The sequence below is a fragment of the Mesorhizobium sp. M5C.F.Cr.IN.023.01.1.1 genome, from assembly GCF_003997585.1.
Classification (GTDB): Bacteria; Pseudomonadota; Alphaproteobacteria; order Rhizobiales; family Rhizobiaceae; genus Mesorhizobium; species Mesorhizobium wenxiniae.
The window spans coordinates 1-15,318 of record NZ_RZSU01000034.1 but is presented as its reverse complement, the minus strand read 5'-3'; the positions used below and the strand labels follow the sequence as shown (position 1 = coordinate 15,318).

Sequence of the window (15,318 nt, the reverse complement as noted above, 5' to 3'; positions counted from 1 at the left end):
TTCACCGTCCGCCAACCAGCCCACCACCTTTTTTGGGATGAGAGTCCAGATCGTCAACCTCGCTGCGCACCGGCATCTCGATGTTGCAGTTACATTGGTGTAGGGCGGTTCGGATCTTGAGGCGGTGATGGCCAATCGAGCCCAAACGAAAACCCCGGCCGCTGGGCCGGGGTTTTCCTTGCGTCCCAAAGGATCAGAACTTGTAGCTGACGCCGACCCTCACCGCGTGCGTGGTTAGGTCAACCGGCATATCGACATCCGGGAATCCCGGAGCTAAGTTGCCTGAGGCTTCTCCGAAGTCTGTATACCGATACGCCAGTCGCGCGGTCCAATGTTCGTTGAAGGCCCACTCGCCGCCGGCACCGATTGTCCAGCCGTTGAGCGTATCCGAATAGCCCCCACTGGCAGGAAGCGGGAACGGGCCGCCACCGAAGTCGAAATCGCCAATCGCCCAGCCGCCAGTAACGTAGAGAAGTGCGTTGTCGTATGCGTAGCCGAGCCTTGCGCGGATCGAGCCCTGCCAGTTCAATTCGCTGGTTCCAACAGAAGTCGCTCCGGTAGCATTTTCGAAGCTGCCCTCCACGTCACCGCCTTCGAAATCGCCCTCGACACCGTAAACAAAAGCGCCGGACTGCCAGTTGTACCCGACATGGACGCCACCAATGAAGCCATCGGGATCGGAATCGTCACTTGGCGCACCGTTGGAGTAGCTGTGTTCTGCTTGCCCCCAGAGATAGCCGCCCTGAAGACCGACATAAAAGCCGCTCCAGTCGTAAGCAACAGCGACGGGCGCCGTGGGCTCGTAAACAACTGCATCGGCCGCGAAGGCCGGAGCCGCAAGCAAGGCCGCACCGCTGAAACCGAGCAGGAGCGTAGTGGCAAATGCGATTTTCTTCATGGACTGATGCCTGTGTTGAAAGGAAGTCACCAAAAGTTGAATAACACACAGGTTGAGGCTGAACTGTAACTGCGGCGCAACACACGGAAGCAAAATGCACGGTTCAGTTGTGGCGGTGATCCTGGTTCCTGTTTTGCTCGCATGACTCTTGCCGGCGTCCTGGCCGCCGAGGAGTCGCCGTACGTGAATTGCAGCAGCGCGTGTGCTTGCTCGAAGTGCGGCGGGAAGGAGGCAGGCGTTATCTGCACTTCAGACGCCGAGCAGTACGGTGGCGATCCGTACCTGAAAGCGAAAGGCCGGTTAGTCCGACTTTAGAGAAACGCGATCGCTGGGTTGCCGGCTTTGACGATCTAAATTGATAGGCCTACCGAGTCGGCGGGAATTACGGGAATTACGGTGACAGTGCACCATCTCTATCCCCGCCTGCCGCGTCTTTCCGATTTCACGGCTGTCCGGTTTGCCGGGCCCAGAATTACTTCGCTGCCAGTCGGCTGCGCAGATGCCGAAATCGGCGGCGCGGCAATGCAAGTCGAGCCATACGGTCAATCTACAGCGACAGCCGAGCGAACAGCCAAACAGTGCACTGTCGCCGTAATTCCACTGTCTGGAGTCGGCGGTGCGAAGGAGATCATCGTCTTCACGGGATGACCCGCCAACCAGCCTTTGGGACAGGAGTCGAGATCGTCAACCTCGCTGTGCGCACCGGCATCTCGATGTTGCAATTACATTAGCGTGAGCGCATGTTTTCGTCAGCCGGCGCAAGCCGGTTAGGCCCGGTGGCTGGCCGGTCACCCCCATAGGCTGCCGGGCCGCCAGCAACGGCTTGGGGAGGACATGACATGCCGAAATCTCGGATCTCTTTTTCAAGGCAGCGATCGTCTTCCTTAGCCAGCCTGCAGATGGCAATTTCAGGCAATCACGGTGCCACGCGCACATCAACCTTCTTGGGATGGGTGACAAGTGCAATATTCGGTGGGTACTACGCTCTGAACCCGACAAAAGCCGCCCGCAGGATTGCGATGGTCCCGGCGTCTACAATCTTGGCCTGGTCGTGATGGCTCTTTACGTGATGCTGCATGGAAATCCAGCCCTTGAGCCGATCGTCGCCACCGGCTCCATGATCGTCGCTGTCAGCGTGCTCATCTTTGCCTTCGTGGTTTTCTCCGCCGAAATCGGCGCGCTCAGTCTCGGGAACACCTGCGGTTCCACGCTAGACGGCGTCGAGATGTGCTGAGCCACCAAAAGGCTCGCGCCTCCGAGAGTTTGGTCATCATTGTGCCGGCAATGCCTTCGCGGCGGCGGTCAGGGTCGCCCGATCGTTGCCGTGCTTGCGGATCAGCTCGCGCACCTGCTCTGGCGTGATGTTGTTCTGCAGAGCGAAAAAGTTCACCTCATAATCGTCGTTCGCCGATATCTTGTTGCGGTCGCGAAAGTCGCGTTTGCTTTTGTCGTCTGCCATATCGCACGTCCTTTTGGAATTTCGTCATATTCACTATGGCTAATATACGCCGGTGACCTAGACTAGGTTCCATGCGTAGGCAGGCAGTGGCCGGCACCGGCCGGCTAGAGTTCATCCTCCCGATGGAGCCCAAGCTGGTGGCCAAGCCGCCCGAGGGTGACGACTGGATTCATGAGATCAAGCTCGACGGCTATCGTGCCCAGATCATCATCAACGGCCCCGAGGATATCCGCGTCTATGCCGAAACCGGTAAGGACTGGACGCGTAAATATCTGGGCATCGTGGAAGCGGCGACGGAGCTTGAGGTCAAGAACGCCATCATCGACGGCGAGGCGGTCGTCACCGACAAGGCCGGTATGCCCGACTTCAGCGCGCTCCAGAACGCCGTCCACAACAATCCCTATGGCATGTACCTCTGCGCATTCGACATTCTGCACCTGGATGGCCATGATTTGCGCGACATCGGCTGCAAGGCGCGCCGCGAAATTCTCTGCGGCATCATCAAGCCGAACAGCCGGATCCAGTTCAGCGAGGCCATGCCTGGTGAGGCCAAGTCGATCTTCTATCTCGTCGAGCAGGTCGAGCTTGAGGGAATTGTCTCGAAGCGCGCCGACAGCAAATACCGCAGCGGCCCGACCTCGAACTGGCTGAAGACCAAGAGCTTCACGGTCGACGAATTCGAACTGCTGGGCATCGAGCGCGAGCCTGGCAAGGCAGCCTTCGCCCTTTTGGCACAGCCAGGAACTGGGAAATATCTCGGTACCGCTTTCATCACCTTGGGCCAGGACATGAAGGAGCGGCTGTTGAAACGGGTTCGAGAGCATGCCGGGCCGCCGCCAGAGGCCATGAAGAAACGGCCGGCGACCCAATGGGTCAGGCCTGGTGTAAGGCTGCGCGTCAAGCATCTCCGTGGCGACCACACCCACATACGCCAGGCGTCGCTGCTGGGTTTCAGTGACGAGAGCTAGTGCGCCTTGTCTGCGCTCTTTGAGCGTCGACGAGACCTGACTTCCTCGAGCAGCTCGCGCTCGTTGGTAGTTACGTTCCGAAAGATTGCGACAATCGTCACCGCTAAGGCTTCAGCATCCCGGCCAAAAGGGTCGATGAGTTCATCTGCGCAAACCTGATCAAAGACGCGTTCACAAATAGCCAAATCGTGAGGGCTGAGGCAGGTGCGAGTGAAACGCCGGCGCGGCATTTGCGAACCTTCGAGGCCCGCTGTCCATGCAAAAGATAGTGGGCCTTCACAGCCAGACCAAGGGAACGAGAGTCCGGCCTCGCGCAAGAAACGCGAGTCGTTGACCGTTTGTTCCCGGCTACCAAAATTGGTTAATTCCGTACAAGTGAGCGGGCGGTGTAGATAGATGCTCAACCGGTGTCAAAGCCGCCTCCGGCCATCGGGATGATGTATCAGACCTTCAGCTTCCCGATGGCGCTCGTGGACAAGTTGAACCGTATTCGCCGTTAGGCTTGCTTGATCATCAGCGCCTCACCGATGGGCGGTCCAGTATGCGGCGGCATGTTTCCCGATTTCGCGGCTTTTCCGGTGCTCGGCAATCCGGTCCAGAAGTGCTTCGCTGCCCACCGGCCGCCCAGATGCCGACATCGGCTGCGGCAATGCAAGTCGAGGCATGCTTTCAATCTACACACAGCCGAGCAAACATGGCAAAAAGTGCACTATCACCGTAATTTATGTCACCGTAATTTAATTCCAGCTTTGGCCGGCTGATTTTTCTGCGTACTGGATCTTCCGATTGACTCGGATGCTCCCACAGTCCTTCTCCCCTCCTGGGCATAGGCGTCATCCCGTTGGCCCGATGCGTTGGTCGTGGAATGCCCGCGCGCTCCACCAGAGGCGCGCGTCTTTCATCTGTTCGGCCGATGCGCCGCTCCGTTGGAGGGTAGAGATTGAGAATCTGCCTTAGCTCTGGACCACCTCGTGCTGGCCGTGACCTCTGGACTTCGGATGAAGGGGCTGACCTATATTGTTGCGCGCAGGTTCATATCCGATCGCGGCAAGGGTTGCTTTCCTTGTCGCGTTGGCCGGCGTTCTCCTGCTCGCCCTTTTTCCGGAGTGGCTCCTGCAGAATTTGGGAGTGACCTTCACGCATCATGGCAAGCTCATCCACGTCGCCGCATTCACCGTTTTGGCGGCCTTGGGAAGTCTCGGCTGGACGGAACACAAGACAAAGCTGATTGTTCTCCTCGCATTTTCGGGCGTGGCGATTGAAGTTGTTCAGGGCGCGCAACTGATAGGGCGCGGTCCGGATGTATTCGACTGGATTGCCGACTGTGCTGGCATGGCCTGCGGGATCACAATCGCAAGCTGGACAAAGTGGCTCGCTGGAGGGCTGCCATAGGTCGCCCGTTGGCCCAGGTTAGTGGTGTGGCCAAATAAACCAAATACGGCGCTAAACACTTGTTTTCGTTATAATAATGGCGGAGAGAGCGGGATTCGAACCCGCGTTACGGTTTCCCGTAAACACACTTTCCAGGCGTGCGCCTTCAACCACTCGGCCACCTCTCCGTCTTAGCATTTTCGCCGCGGCCGGTTTCGCCGCGCGGGTTGGGGAGATGCGTCTCCCTTCGGGGATTCCGGTCCGCAACTCCGCACCGTGGGCGCCGTCAACCAGCGGACACCCTTTCCCCGCACCTGAGCCGTCAAAGCAACAGGCGCGGGGCTCATCTAGTCGATCCGGTGCCGAATGCCAAGACATAACGGCGCTCTATTCGCTTTGTCGGACGGGGATGCTCTGTCCATGCCATCAGTGCTGCCTTGGTAACCGATCGCCGCGATCGGCGGCGGTGTCTTTGCCGACTGGCGCCTCAGCGGCGCAAACCGGCGGCGTGGGTTCAACTTCGCTTGTCGCGATTGCGGATAAAGCGGGCAGATCCTATATATCAGGCCGATACAGACATTTCTGATAAGCTTCCGGGGAGGTAAGGTCTGGATGTTCCGCTTCGTCTTCCGTCTCGCGGCACTGGTTGCGCTTTCGGTTTCCGTCATCATGGCGGTGATCGACGCGACACGCTCGGTGGCGGCCTCCGCGCTGGTCATGACCCCGCTCAACACGAGCTGGCTGGCCGTCTCGCCGGATACGCGAAGCACCTTCGAAAGCTTCGTCCGCGACAAGGCCAGTCCGCTGCTATGGGACGGCGCCATCGCCTGGGTGCTCAACCAGCCCGGCTTCGCCGTGTTCGCGGTGCTTGCCTTCGTTCTCTATATGATCGGCTACAGGCGGGAGCGGCCGAGCGGGCGGTTTGCCTAGACTTGATAACTTTCCAGCGTCCCCAAACAAAGAGAAAGGGAGACCGCACATGTTTCTCAGCGACATGCTGAACAAGAAGCTCAATCTGCCGAAGCCTGCCGAGGCGCTGCCGGGCCGCGCCAAGCCCATCCCGACGGCATCCAAGCACTTCGTCTCGAAGCGGCCGCTCAAGGGGCCGTATCCCGAGGGGCTGGAGACGGCGATGTTCGGGCTGGGCTGCTTCTGGGGCGCAGAACGCCTGTTCTGGCAGGTCGAGGGTGTCTGGGTCACGGCCGTCGGCTATGCGGGTGGCGTCACCCCCAACCCGACCTATCAGGAAACCTGCACCGGCCTTACGGGCCATGCCGAAGTCGTGCTCGTCGTCTACGACCCGAGGATCGTCTCCTATGCACAGCTTCTGAAGCTGTTCTGGGAAAGCCACGACCCGACGCAGGGCATGCGCCAGGGCAACGATGTCGGCACCACCTACCGCTCGGCGATCTACACGTTCGGTGATGCGCAATACCAGGCGGCGATCGCGTCGCGCGACGCCTACGAGGCCTCGTTGCACGGCGCCGGCCGCGGCAGGATCACCACCGAGATCGCGCCGGCACCGGAGTTCTATTTCGCCGAGGAGGACCACCAGCAATATCTGGCGAAGAATCCCTACGGCTATTGCAATCTGCAGGGCACCGGCGTCACCTGCGCCATCCCGGCGGCCGCCTCCGCTTGAGGCCTTTGGCGAGACGATGATCCGTGGCGCCGCATCCCGGCGCCACGCTTTTCCAAAGGTCAAAATTCCGCGTGAATTTTGTTTCGGGCCGTGCCAGATTGCCCGGAAGCGGGAGGACGACACTCCTGTCTGACGTCGCATGCCTGCCGGAGAACCGGTTTGGCAGGCGGTGCATAACGGAAAAAATAACCGACAGGGTGTGGATCATATGAAACGTATCGTTCTCGGCCTCCTGGCCGCAACTGCAATGGTTCTTCCGGCCTTCGCCGCGGACATTCAGCCAGCACTTCTCTACGATCTCGGCGGCAAGTTCGACAAGTCGTTCAACGAGGCGTCCTACAATGGCGCCGAAAAGTTCACGGCCGAAACCGGCATTGCCTATGTGGAATTCGAGGTCAGCAACGCAACCCAGCGCGAGCAGGCGCTGCGCCGTTTCGCCGAGGACGGCCGTAATCCGATCGCCATGGCGGGCTTCTCCTGGGCAGATGCGCTGGAGAAGATCGCCGTCGAGTTTCCAGAGACCAAATTCGCCATCATCGACATGGTCGTCGACAAGCCCAATGTCCGCTCCGTCGTCTACAAGGAGCAGGAAGGCTCCTACCTCGTCGGCGTGATGGCCGCGATGGCCTCGAAGACCAAAAAGGTCGGCTTCGTCGGCGGCATGGACATTCCGCTAATCCGCAGATTCGGCTGCGGCTATGTCGGCGGGGCCAAGGCGGCCGGCGCGACCGATGTCATCCAAAACATGACCGGCGACACGCCGGCAGCCTGGAACGATCCGGCCAAAGGCGGCGAGATCGCCAAGACGCAGATCGACCAGGGCGCCGACGTGATCTACGCGGCGGCAGGCGGCACCGGTGTCGGCGTGCTGCAGGCGGCGGCCGACGCCGGCAAGCTCGGCATCGGCGTCGATTCCAACCAGAACGGCCTGCAGCCCGGCAAGGTGCTGACCTCCATGGTCAAGCGCGTCGACGTCGCCGTCTACAATACCTTCATGGACGCCAAGAACGACAAGTTCACCGGCGGCATCAACGATCTCGGCCTGAAGGAGGGCGGCGTCGACTATGCCATGGACGACAACAACAAGGCGCTTGTCGACGACGCGATGAAGGCGGCGGTCGAAAAAGCCAAGGCCGACATCATCGCCGGTACCATCAAGGTGCACGATTACATGTCGGACAATGCCTGCCCCTATTGATCGTGAGATTGCCGATCTGATCGAAACCGCCGGGTGAAAGCCCGGCGGTTTTGCTTTTCTCAGTAGGTTCACCAATGCGGCGGCTTGGTCACCGGCACGTCGGGTGCGGCCTGATCCTCCAGCGCCAGGAAGCGGTCGGTCAGCGCATCGAGCTTGCGCTGCATGCGCTCGATCACCTTCCACTGCTCGGCGATCTGGCCGGACAGTTCCTCGATGGTCTTCTCCTGCTCGGCGGCGCGGATTTCCAGCGTCGTCAGCCGGTCGGCGGGCATGGTCATCTGAAAAACCTCGGTTTCTTGCTGCGCAACTCTCAAGAGATGCGAATTTCGGGATTCGCGACATTAGAGCGACATGCGTCCAATTGGACGCCGAAAATACGCTCTAAGCCTTACAATCTTCGCGTCGTGCTGCTGAAAATCCAACGCAATTTTCAGGCTGATGCGATAGCGATGTGAAGGCCGCGGCCACGTTCGAAATTGACAAGCGCGCGGTGATTTGTCGAGAGTGAACGCTGCTCCGGCCAATTGGCACAGACGGGGCGTCATGCTAGGCGTTTTGACCAAGCGATAAAAAAATCAGAGTGGGACAGGCTGCATGGCGCAAGCCGCAATCGAGTTGATCGGCATCAACAAGAGTTTTGGCGCCGTGCGCGCCAACCGCGACATCAATCTGGAGATCGTGCGCGGCACCATCCACGGCATTGTCGGTGAGAACGGCGCCGGCAAGTCGACGCTGATGTCGATCCTCTATGGCTTCTACCAGGCCGACAGCGGCGAGATCCGCGTCGGCGGCCAGCCGGCGTCGATCAAGTCGCCCAACGACGCCATCGCGCTCGGCATCGGCATGGTGCATCAGCATTTCATGCTGGTCGACAATTTCACGGTGCTGGAAAACGTCATTCTCGGCGCCGAAAGCGATGCACTGCTGAAGAAAAGCATCGCCAAGGCGCGATCCGAACTGGAACGCCTCGAGCGCGAATACGGGCTGGAGGTCGATCCCGACGCGATCATCGAGGAGTTGCCGGTCGGCCTGCAGCAGCGTGTCGAAATCCTCAAGGCGCTGTATCGCGGCGCCGAGATCCTGATCCTCGACGAGCCGACGGGCGTGCTGACGCCCGCAGAAGCTGACCATCTGTTCCGCATCCTGAGGCAGTTGAAGGAGCAGGGTAAAACGATCGTGCTGATCACCCACAAGCTGCGCGAGATCATGGCGATCACCGACACGGTCTCGGTCATGCGCCAAGGCACGATGGTGGCGACCAGGGAAACCACGAAGACCACGGTCGGGGAACTGGCCGAGCTGATGGTCGGGCGCCGCGTGTTGCTCAGGGTCGAGAAGGGCGAGGCGGAAGCCGGCGGGGTCAAGCTCGCGGTGAAGAACCTGACAGTAAAGGATTCCCGCGGCGTCACCATGGTCGACGACATCTCCTTCGATGTGCGCGCCGGCGAGATCGTCGGCATCGCGGGCGTCGCCGGTAACGGGCAATCCGAAATGCTCGAGGCGATTTCCGGCATCAGGCGCGCCGTCTCGGGCTCCGTCATGCTTGACGGCAAGCCGATCGATCTCACCGGGGCCGCCGATCCCGGCGAGCTGCGCGACCGCGGTCTCGCCCATGTGCCGGAAAACCGTCATCATGTCGGGCTGGTGCTGGCCTTCGAGGAGAACGAGAATTCGATCCTCGGCTATCACGACGACGAACGATATCTGAAGGGGCCGTTCCTCCACATCGACGCGATCCGCAACGACGCCAGGGACAAGATTACCAAATACGACATCCGTCCGGCGGATTGCCGGCTCAAGACCGCCAATTTCTCCGGCGGCAATCAGCAAAAAATCGTGCTGGCCCGGGAGATGGAGCAGGATCCGGGCGTGCTGATCGTCGGTCAGCCGACGCGCGGCGTCGATGTCGGCGCCATCGAATTCATCCATAAGCGGCTCATCGCCATGCGCGACCAGGGCAAGGCGGTGCTGGTGGTGTCGGTCGAGCTCGACGAGATCCGCTCGCTGTCCGACCGCATCCTGGTGATGTTTGCCGGCCGCATCGTCGGCGAGCGCGGACCGGAGGCGACCGAAGGCGAGCTCGGCCTGCTGATGGCCGGCGTCGAGCGCCAGGAGGCGGCGGAATGAGCACGCCTTACGCCAAGCTGCCGGCCTGGGCCGATTTCGGGCTGATCCCGGTGATCAATCTCGCCGTTGCCTTCGTCGTTGCCGGCTTCGTCGTGCTTCTGGTTGGCGAAAATCCGTTCCGCGCTGCCGCCGTCCTGGTCGAGGGCGCCTTCGGCCGTGGGCAAGGCATTGCGTTTACGCTTTTCTACGCCACCACCTTCATCTTCAGCGGGCTGTCGGTGGCGGTTGCGGCGCATTGCGGCCTGTTCAACATCGGTGGCGAGGGCCAGGGTTATATCGCCGGTCTCGGCATCGGCATCGTCTGTCTGGGCTTCGACAGCGTGCTGCCCTGGTGGCTCACCTTCCCGCTGGCGATCATCGCCGCCGCGGCGATGGGGGCGCTGTGGGCGCTGATCCCGGCCTATCTGCAGGCCAAGCGCGGTTCGCACATCGTCATCACCACCATCATGTTCAATTTCATCGCTGCCAGCGTTATGGTCTACGCACTGGTCGGATTCTTGAAGCCGGCCAATTCGATGGCGCCGCAGACGCGTACCTTCCTAGAAGGCGCGCAACTGCCGAAGCTCAACTGGGTCATCGAATTGTTCGGCGCCAAGATCCGTTCGGCGCCGTTCAACATCAGCTTCCTGCTGGCGCTGGCCATGGCCTTTCTGGTCTGGGTGCTGATCTGGCGCACTAGGCTCGGCTACGAGATGCGCACCTACGGCCACAGCTCGAGAGCGGCGCGCTATGCCGGCATTTCGGAAACCCGCATCATCATCGTCGCGATGATGATCTCGGGCGCGCTCGCCGGCATGATGGCGCTCAATCCGACGATGGGCGATCAGCACAATGTCGCGCTTGAATTCGTCTCGGGTGCCGGTTTCGTCGGCATCGCGGTGGCGCTGATGGGGCGCCTGCACCCGGTCGGCATCGTGCTGGCGGCAATCCTGTTTGGCATGCTCTACCAGGGCGGCGCCGAACTCGCCTTCGAGATGCCGGCGATCAGCCGCGACATGATCGTCATCATCCAGGGCCTGGTCATCCTGTTCGCCGGCGCGCTCGAGCACATGTTCCGACCCTATGTCCAGGCACTGTTCGCCTCGCTCAGCCCGAGATCTGTCGGCATGGAAGCGATCAAGGGGAAGGGTGCCTGAGATGGACATGTTCAACGCCATCATCCAGGTTCTGGACTCGACCATCCGCCTGTCGGTGCCCTTGCTGCTCGCTTGCCTCGCCGGCCTCTATTCGGAGCGGGCCGGCATTTTCGACATCGGGCTCGAGGGCAAGATGCTGGTCGGCGCCTTCGCCGGTGCCGCCGCAGCCTCCGTCTTCCATTCCGCCTATATCGGCCTCGGCATGGCCATCCTCATCTCGGTCGCTTTCGCGCTGGTCCACGGCTTTGCCTCAATCACCCATCGCGGCAACCAGATCGTCTCCGGCGTGGCGATCAATTTCATCGCCGCCGGATCGACGATCATGCTCGGCCAGGCCTGGTTCCAGCAAGGAGGACGTACGCCGGCGCTTGCGCCCGGCGAGCGGTTCGGGGCGATCATCTGGCCCGGTGCGGATGCGCTCAGGGGGGTGCCGATCCTCGGCCCGATATATTCGGAACTCATCTCCGGCCATTCCGTGCTGGTCTATGTCGCGTTCCTCGCCGTGCCGTTCACCTGGTGGGTGCTGTTCCGTACCCGCTTCGGCTTGCGCATGCGCGCGGTCGGTGAGAACCCGGCCGCGGTCGACACCGCTGGCATCTCGGTCGCCTGGCTGCGCTACCGGGCGCTGATCTGCACCGGCGTGCTCACCGGCATTGCCGGCGCCTACCTGTCGATGGTGCAGAATGGCGGCTTCGTGAAGGATATGACCGCCGGCAAGGGTTACATCGCGCTTGCCGCGCTGATCTTCGCCAAATGGAAGCCGGTCAACGCCATGTTCGCCTGCCTGTTGTTCGGCTTCCTCGACGCGCTGTCGATCCGCCTGCAGGGCACGCCGCTGCCGCTGATCGGCAAGGTGCCGGTGCAGTTCATGCAGGCGCTGCCCTATATTCTCACCGTCATCCTGCTCGCCGGCTTCATCGGCAAGGCGATCCCGCCGCGCGCCGGCGGCGTGCCCTATGTCAAGGAACGCTGAGCATGGCCACGATAAGTGGAAGCCGGTTTTCGGACGGGATCATTCGAGGGAAAAACTAAATGTCGCATGATCTGTTCGAAGCGGCCAAGGCGGCCATGGCCAAGGCCTATGCGCCCTATTCGAAGTTTCCGGTCGGGGCGGCACTGCGCACCGAGGACGGCCGCGTCTTTACCGGCGCCAACATCGAGGTCGCGTCCTATCCGGAAGGCTGGTGCGCCGAAACCACCGCGCTCGGCCACTACATCATGGCCGGCGGCGGCAGGATAACGGAGATCGCGGTGATCGCCGAGCGCACGGCGAAATGCTCGCCCTGCGGCGGCTGCCGGCAGCGGCTGGCCGAATTTTGCCGGCCGGAAACCAAACTCTATCTCTGCGACAATGCCGGCGTGGTCGAGACCGTGACCATGGGCGACATGCTGCCCTACGGCTTTCAGGGCGACATGTTGAAATGAAGAGCTGGTTGAAATGAAGGAAGCGCTTGATCGTCTCGTCGAAAGGCTGGACGGGCTGGCGCCCGCCACCGCGCTGGTGCTGGGTTCGGGCCTTGGCGGGCTTGTCGACCAGGTCGATGATCCTGTCCGCATTTCCTATGCCGAATTGCCGGGCTTCCCCAGAAGCGGCGTCACCGGCCATGCCGGCGAGGTGGTGGCGGGACATTTCGCCGGCACACCAGTGTTGATGCTGTCCGGCCGCGCCCACTACTACGAGCACGGCAACGCGGCCGCGATGCGGCCGGCGCTGGAGGTGCTCGCCGGCCTCGGCATCTCGAACCTGATACTCACCAATGCTGCCGGCTCGGTCGATCCGGACATGGGGCCGGGCTCGGTAATGCTGATCACCGACCACATCAATTTCTCCGGCTCCAACCCGCTGATCGGCGAGCCAAGCGACCGCCGCTTCGTCGGCCTGACCGAAGCCTATGATGCCGGCCTTCGCGCGGCGATCGAGACGGCGGCGAAGGCGACGGCTACCGCCCTGCACAAGGGCGTCTATATGTGGTTTTCCGGGCCATGCTTCGAGACACCCGCCGAGATCCGCATGGCGCGCGTCATGGGCGCCAACGCCGTCGGCATGTCGACCGTGCCGGAGGTCATTCTCGCCCGCTTCCTCGGCTTGCGGGTCGCCGCCTGCTCGGTCATCACCAACCTTGCAGCAGGGATGACCGGGGCGGAGCTTTCGCACGAGGAGACCAAGGACATGGCGCCGGTCGGCGGCGCGCGTCTGGCGACGATCCTCCAGCGTGTGTTCCACGATGGCTTGCCGGAGCGTAAGGTCCCGGCCTGATGCTTCCCCAGGAAATCATCCGCAGCAAGCGCGACGGCCACAAGCTGTCGACGCAGGAGATCGCCAGCTTCATCGAAGGCGTGACCGCAGGCGCCGTCTCGGACGGGCAGGTCGGGGCCTTCGCCATGGCGGTGTTCTTCAACGGCATGAGCCGCGACGAGGCGGTGGCGCTGACGCTGGCCATGCGCGACTCCGGCGACGTGCTCGATTGGTCGAACCTGCCGGGCCCAGTCACCGACAAACATTCGACAGGCGGCGTCGGCGACAATGTCTCGCTGATGGTGGCGCCGATCGTCGCCGCCTGTGGCGCTTATGTGCCGATGATTTCCGGCCGCGGTCTCGGCCATACCGGCGGCACGCTGGACAAGATGGATGCCATCCCCGGCTATATCAGCCAGCCGGATGTTGCGGGGTTCCGCAAGGCGGTGCTCGTAGCCGGCTGCGCCATCATCGGCCAGACCGCCGATCTCGCGCCCGCCGACCGCCGGCTCTATGCGATCCGCGACGTGACGGGAACTGTCGAATCGGTGCCGCTGATCACCGCCTCGATCCTGTCGAAGAAGCTGGCCGCCGGCCTGCAGTCGCTGGTGCTCGACGTAAAGGTCGGCAACGGCGCCTTCATGGAAAAGTCACGCGACGCAACAACACTGGCGAACAGCCTGGTAGAAGTCGCCAATGGCGCAGGACTGAAGACCTCAGCACTGGTCACCGGCATGAACGAGCCGCTGGCGTCGGCAGCCGGCAACGCGGTCGAGGTGCGCAACGCCGTCGATTTTCTCACCGGCCGCTTCCGCGACCGGCGCCTGGAGGATGTGACGCTGGCACTGGCCGCAGACATGCTGCAGTCTGCCGGGCTGGTGTCGTCCAACCAGGACGGCATGCGGCGCGCCGCCGAGACGCTTGCCGGCGGCGGTGCCGCCGCCGTCTTCGCGCGCATGGTGGCGGCGCTGGGCGGCCCCGCAGATTTCGTCGAGAATCCGGAAAAATACCTGCCGAAGGCGGCGACTGAATTTGCGGTCAAGGCGACCGAACACGGCTTCGTCACCGGCATCGCGACCCGCGACATCGGGCTCGCCGTCGTCGGGCTTGGCGGCGGGCGCATACGGCCGGACGACAGGATCGACCATGCGGTCGGCATCACCCGGCTGTTGCCGGTCGGCGCGGAGGTGCGCCCCGGTGAGGCGCTGGCGCTGGTACATGCCCGCAATCCCGCGGATGCCGAAGCGGCCGCGGCCGCCGTGCTTTCGGCCTATGCGATCGGTGCTTCAAAGCCGCCCGCGGAAAAAACCGTCATCCGGCGGATACTGCCGCGCGGGTGATCCGGTCAGCAAGGCTCTACCTTCTTGTTGGACCATGATCGTTCCGAAAACCGGTTTCCACTTTTCCGGGATCATGGTTCACTGGACGAGCAGCAGCGCGCCGTTCTCGACCTGGTACTTTTCAAGCCGCTGGAGAAAGCTCAGACCGATCAGGTTGGTGCGCAGCGCCTTGTCGTCGAGCACCACCGCCTGGACGCCGTCGACCGTTATCTTGCCGATCTGCAGCCGATCGACGGTCACCAGGGCAGCCCTGATCGCGCCGTTGGCGGTGTTTACCTCGTGTTTGAAGTCGGCCGCGTTCAGCGAAAAGCCGATCCTGCGTGCCGTCGAACTGTTGATTGCGACGAGCGTCGCGCCGGTGTCGATCATGCCGTCGACCGTTCGACCATTGAGCTTGAACGCCGACGTGAAATGCCCGCGCACGTCAGCGGCGACCACGACCTTGCGGCCGAGCGGCTGCGGCGTCACCGGTTTGTCAGGAACCGTCGCAAGTTTCAGGTCCGTTTGCGTTTCGACTGCCGGCCTGGTCCCGACTGCCGATTTCAGCAGGCCATCGAACATCTGCGGATTCGACTGATAGAGCATCGGGAACGACGCCGATGTTACGGCGAGCACGCCGAGGATGAGAAGATTGCGCAGCATGGACCGGCCTTCGTGAAGGCCCATGCTTATAGCGACATGGTGTTTGCCGCTTTAACAGATGCGGAAAGCGGCCGTTTGCGTAAACGATCGGTAAACGAGTGGCACGGTCATTTGGTCCCGTACATGCGGTCTCCGGCGTCGCCGAGGCCCGGCATGATATAGCCTTTCTCGTTGAGCTTGCGGTCGATGGAAGCGGTGAAGACCGGAACATCGGGATGCGCCTTGATGAAGCGTTCGAGGCCCTCTGGCGCCGCCAGCAGGCAGAGGAAGCGGATGTTGGTGGCGCCGCGTCCTTTCAGCT

At 62.0% G+C, this 15,318-nt stretch carries 16 protein-coding genes, 1 tRNA gene and 1 pseudogene; 12 read left to right on the top strand and 6 right to left on the bottom strand.

Annotated elements, in window-relative coordinates:
- Positions 1 to 193: 193 nt before the first annotated feature.
- Positions 194 to 898 carry an outer membrane protein gene (locus EOA78_RS15760; protein ID WP_127315914.1) on the bottom strand — a complete coding sequence of 235 codons (705 nt, stop codon included), beginning with the start codon at positions 896 to 898 and terminating at the stop codon, positions 194 to 196.
- Between the two features lie 847 nt (positions 899 to 1,745).
- On the opposite strand from EOA78_RS15760, the pseudogene EOA78_RS15755 reads away from it, so the two are divergent.
- Positions 1,746 to 2,132, top strand: a pseudogene (locus tag EOA78_RS15755) (hypothetical protein).
- Between the two features lie 36 nt (positions 2,133 to 2,168).
- Here EOA78_RS15755 and EOA78_RS15750 read toward each other — a convergent pair.
- A complete protein-coding gene (locus EOA78_RS15750) occupies positions 2,169 to 2,357 on the bottom strand; it encodes a DUF3606 domain-containing protein (RefSeq protein WP_127315913.1) in 189 nt (62 codons plus the stop codon).
- 71 nt (positions 2,358 to 2,428) lie between these two features.
- Here EOA78_RS15750 and EOA78_RS15745 point away from each other — a divergent pair, with 71 nt between their 5' ends.
- The gene (locus EOA78_RS15745; RefSeq protein ID WP_127315912.1) at positions 2,429 to 3,325 is read left to right on the top strand and encodes an RNA ligase family protein; all 897 of its coding nucleotides are present in this window, start codon (positions 2,429 to 2,431) and stop codon (positions 3,323 to 3,325) included.
- A gap of 1,017 nt (positions 3,326 to 4,342) precedes the next feature.
- A complete protein-coding gene (locus EOA78_RS15740) occupies positions 4,343 to 4,717 on the top strand; it encodes a VanZ family protein (protein ID WP_127315911.1) in 375 nt (124 codons plus the stop codon).
- Positions 4,718 to 4,794: 77 nt separating this feature from the next.
- Here EOA78_RS15740 and EOA78_RS15735 read toward each other — a convergent pair.
- Positions 4,795 to 4,884 (bottom strand) — tRNA-Ser (locus EOA78_RS15735).
- 424 nt (positions 4,885 to 5,308) lie between these two features.
- Here EOA78_RS15735 and EOA78_RS15730 point away from each other — a divergent pair.
- From EOA78_RS15730 to EOA78_RS15720, 3 genes are all read left to right on the top strand, one after another.
- Positions 5,309 to 5,626, top strand: a complete 318-nt coding sequence (locus EOA78_RS15730; RefSeq protein ID WP_127315910.1) for a hypothetical protein — start codon at positions 5,309 to 5,311, stop codon at positions 5,624 to 5,626.
- A gap of 49 nt (positions 5,627 to 5,675) precedes the next feature.
- On the top strand, positions 5,676 to 6,338 hold the full coding sequence (gene msrA, locus EOA78_RS15725) for a peptide-methionine (S)-S-oxide reductase MsrA (protein WP_127315909.1): 663 nt from the start codon (positions 5,676 to 5,678) through the stop codon (positions 6,336 to 6,338).
- A gap of 208 nt (positions 6,339 to 6,546) precedes the next feature.
- Complete coding sequence (locus tag EOA78_RS15720; RefSeq protein ID WP_127315908.1) at positions 6,547 to 7,536, top strand: BMP family ABC transporter substrate-binding protein; 990 nt, start codon at positions 6,547 to 6,549, stop codon at positions 7,534 to 7,536.
- A 68-nt stretch (positions 7,537 to 7,604) separates the two neighbouring features.
- Here the strand turns inward: EOA78_RS15720 and EOA78_RS15715 are convergent, their stop codons facing one another.
- Positions 7,605 to 7,814, bottom strand: a complete 210-nt coding sequence (locus EOA78_RS15715; protein WP_127315907.1) for a SlyX family protein — start codon at positions 7,812 to 7,814, stop codon at positions 7,605 to 7,607.
- Positions 7,815 to 8,130: 316 nt separating this feature from the next.
- Between EOA78_RS15715 and EOA78_RS15710 the strand changes: the two genes are divergently transcribed.
- Genes EOA78_RS15710 through deoA form a run of 6 tightly spaced genes read left to right on the top strand, consistent with a single transcriptional unit; the run spans position 8,131 to position 14,375 of the window.
- The gene (locus EOA78_RS15710) at positions 8,131 to 9,663 is read left to right on the top strand and encodes an ABC transporter ATP-binding protein (RefSeq protein ID WP_127315906.1); all 1,533 of its coding nucleotides are present in this window, start codon (positions 8,131 to 8,133) and stop codon (positions 9,661 to 9,663) included.
- Positions 9,660 to 10,799, top strand: a complete 1,140-nt coding sequence (locus EOA78_RS15705) for an ABC transporter permease (RefSeq protein WP_127315905.1) — start codon at positions 9,660 to 9,662, stop codon at positions 10,797 to 10,799. The genes EOA78_RS15710 and EOA78_RS15705 overlap by 4 nt, the downstream gene beginning before the upstream one ends.
- Position 10,800: 1 nt before the next feature.
- Complete coding sequence (locus EOA78_RS15700; protein ID WP_127315904.1) at positions 10,801 to 11,772, top strand: ABC transporter permease; 972 nt, start codon at positions 10,801 to 10,803, stop codon at positions 11,770 to 11,772.
- A gap of 59 nt (positions 11,773 to 11,831) precedes the next feature.
- Positions 11,832 to 12,224 (top strand): cytidine deaminase, encoded by a 393-nt coding sequence (cdd, locus tag EOA78_RS15695; protein WP_127315903.1) that lies wholly within the window; start codon positions 11,832 to 11,834, stop codon positions 12,222 to 12,224.
- A 13-nt stretch (positions 12,225 to 12,237) separates the two neighbouring features.
- On the top strand, positions 12,238 to 13,056 hold the full coding sequence (locus tag EOA78_RS15690) for a purine-nucleoside phosphorylase (protein ID WP_127315902.1): 819 nt from the start codon (positions 12,238 to 12,240) through the stop codon (positions 13,054 to 13,056).
- A complete protein-coding gene (deoA, locus tag EOA78_RS15685; RefSeq protein ID WP_127315901.1) occupies positions 13,056 to 14,375 on the top strand; it encodes a thymidine phosphorylase in 1,320 nt (439 codons plus the stop codon). The genes EOA78_RS15690 and deoA overlap by 1 nt, the downstream gene beginning before the upstream one ends.
- A 78-nt stretch (positions 14,376 to 14,453) precedes the next feature.
- Here the strand turns inward: deoA and EOA78_RS15680 are convergent, their stop codons facing one another.
- The gene (locus tag EOA78_RS15680) at positions 14,454 to 15,017 is read right to left on the bottom strand and encodes a TIGR02281 family clan AA aspartic protease (protein WP_127315900.1); all 564 of its coding nucleotides are present in this window, start codon (positions 15,015 to 15,017) and stop codon (positions 14,454 to 14,456) included.
- Positions 15,018 to 15,124: 107 nt separating this feature from the next.
- A partial coding sequence (locus EOA78_RS15675) for a uracil phosphoribosyltransferase (RefSeq protein ID WP_281034049.1) occupies positions 15,125 to 15,318 on the bottom strand: 194 nt, incomplete at its 5' end.

Bases quoted from the DNA above. Each gene is read 5' to 3' on its own strand.
- EOA78_RS15760 (WP_127315914.1), bottom strand. From the start codon at position 898: ATGAAGAAAATCGCATTTGCCACTACGCTCCTGCTCGGTTTCAGCGGT.
- EOA78_RS15750 (WP_127315913.1), bottom strand. From the start codon at position 2,357: ATGGCAGACGACAAAAGCAAACGCGACTTTCGCGACCGCAACAAGATA.
- EOA78_RS15745 (WP_127315912.1), top strand. From the start codon at position 2,429: ATGCGTAGGCAGGCAGTGGCCGGCACCGGCCGGCTAGAGTTCATCCTC.
- EOA78_RS15730 (WP_127315910.1), top strand. From the start codon at position 5,309: ATGTTCCGCTTCGTCTTCCGTCTCGCGGCACTGGTTGCGCTTTCGGTT.
- msrA (WP_127315909.1), top strand. From the start codon at position 5,676: ATGTTTCTCAGCGACATGCTGAACAAGAAGCTCAATCTGCCGAAGCCT.
- EOA78_RS15720 (WP_127315908.1), top strand. From the start codon at position 6,547: ATGAAACGTATCGTTCTCGGCCTCCTGGCCGCAACTGCAATGGTTCTT.
- EOA78_RS15715 (WP_127315907.1), bottom strand. From the start codon at position 7,814: ATGACCATGCCCGCCGACCGGCTGACGACGCTGGAAATCCGCGCCGCC.
- EOA78_RS15710 (WP_127315906.1), top strand. From the start codon at position 8,131: ATGGCGCAAGCCGCAATCGAGTTGATCGGCATCAACAAGAGTTTTGGC.
- EOA78_RS15705 (WP_127315905.1), top strand. From the start codon at position 9,660: ATGAGCACGCCTTACGCCAAGCTGCCGGCCTGGGCCGATTTCGGGCTG.
- EOA78_RS15700 (WP_127315904.1), top strand. From the start codon at position 10,801: ATGGACATGTTCAACGCCATCATCCAGGTTCTGGACTCGACCATCCGC.
- cdd (WP_127315903.1), top strand. From the start codon at position 11,832: ATGTCGCATGATCTGTTCGAAGCGGCCAAGGCGGCCATGGCCAAGGCC.
- EOA78_RS15690 (WP_127315902.1), top strand. From the start codon at position 12,238: ATGAAGGAAGCGCTTGATCGTCTCGTCGAAAGGCTGGACGGGCTGGCG.
- deoA (WP_127315901.1), top strand. From the start codon at position 13,056: ATGCTTCCCCAGGAAATCATCCGCAGCAAGCGCGACGGCCACAAGCTG.
- EOA78_RS15680 (WP_127315900.1), bottom strand. From the start codon at position 15,017: ATGCTGCGCAATCTTCTCATCCTCGGCGTGCTCGCCGTAACATCGGCG.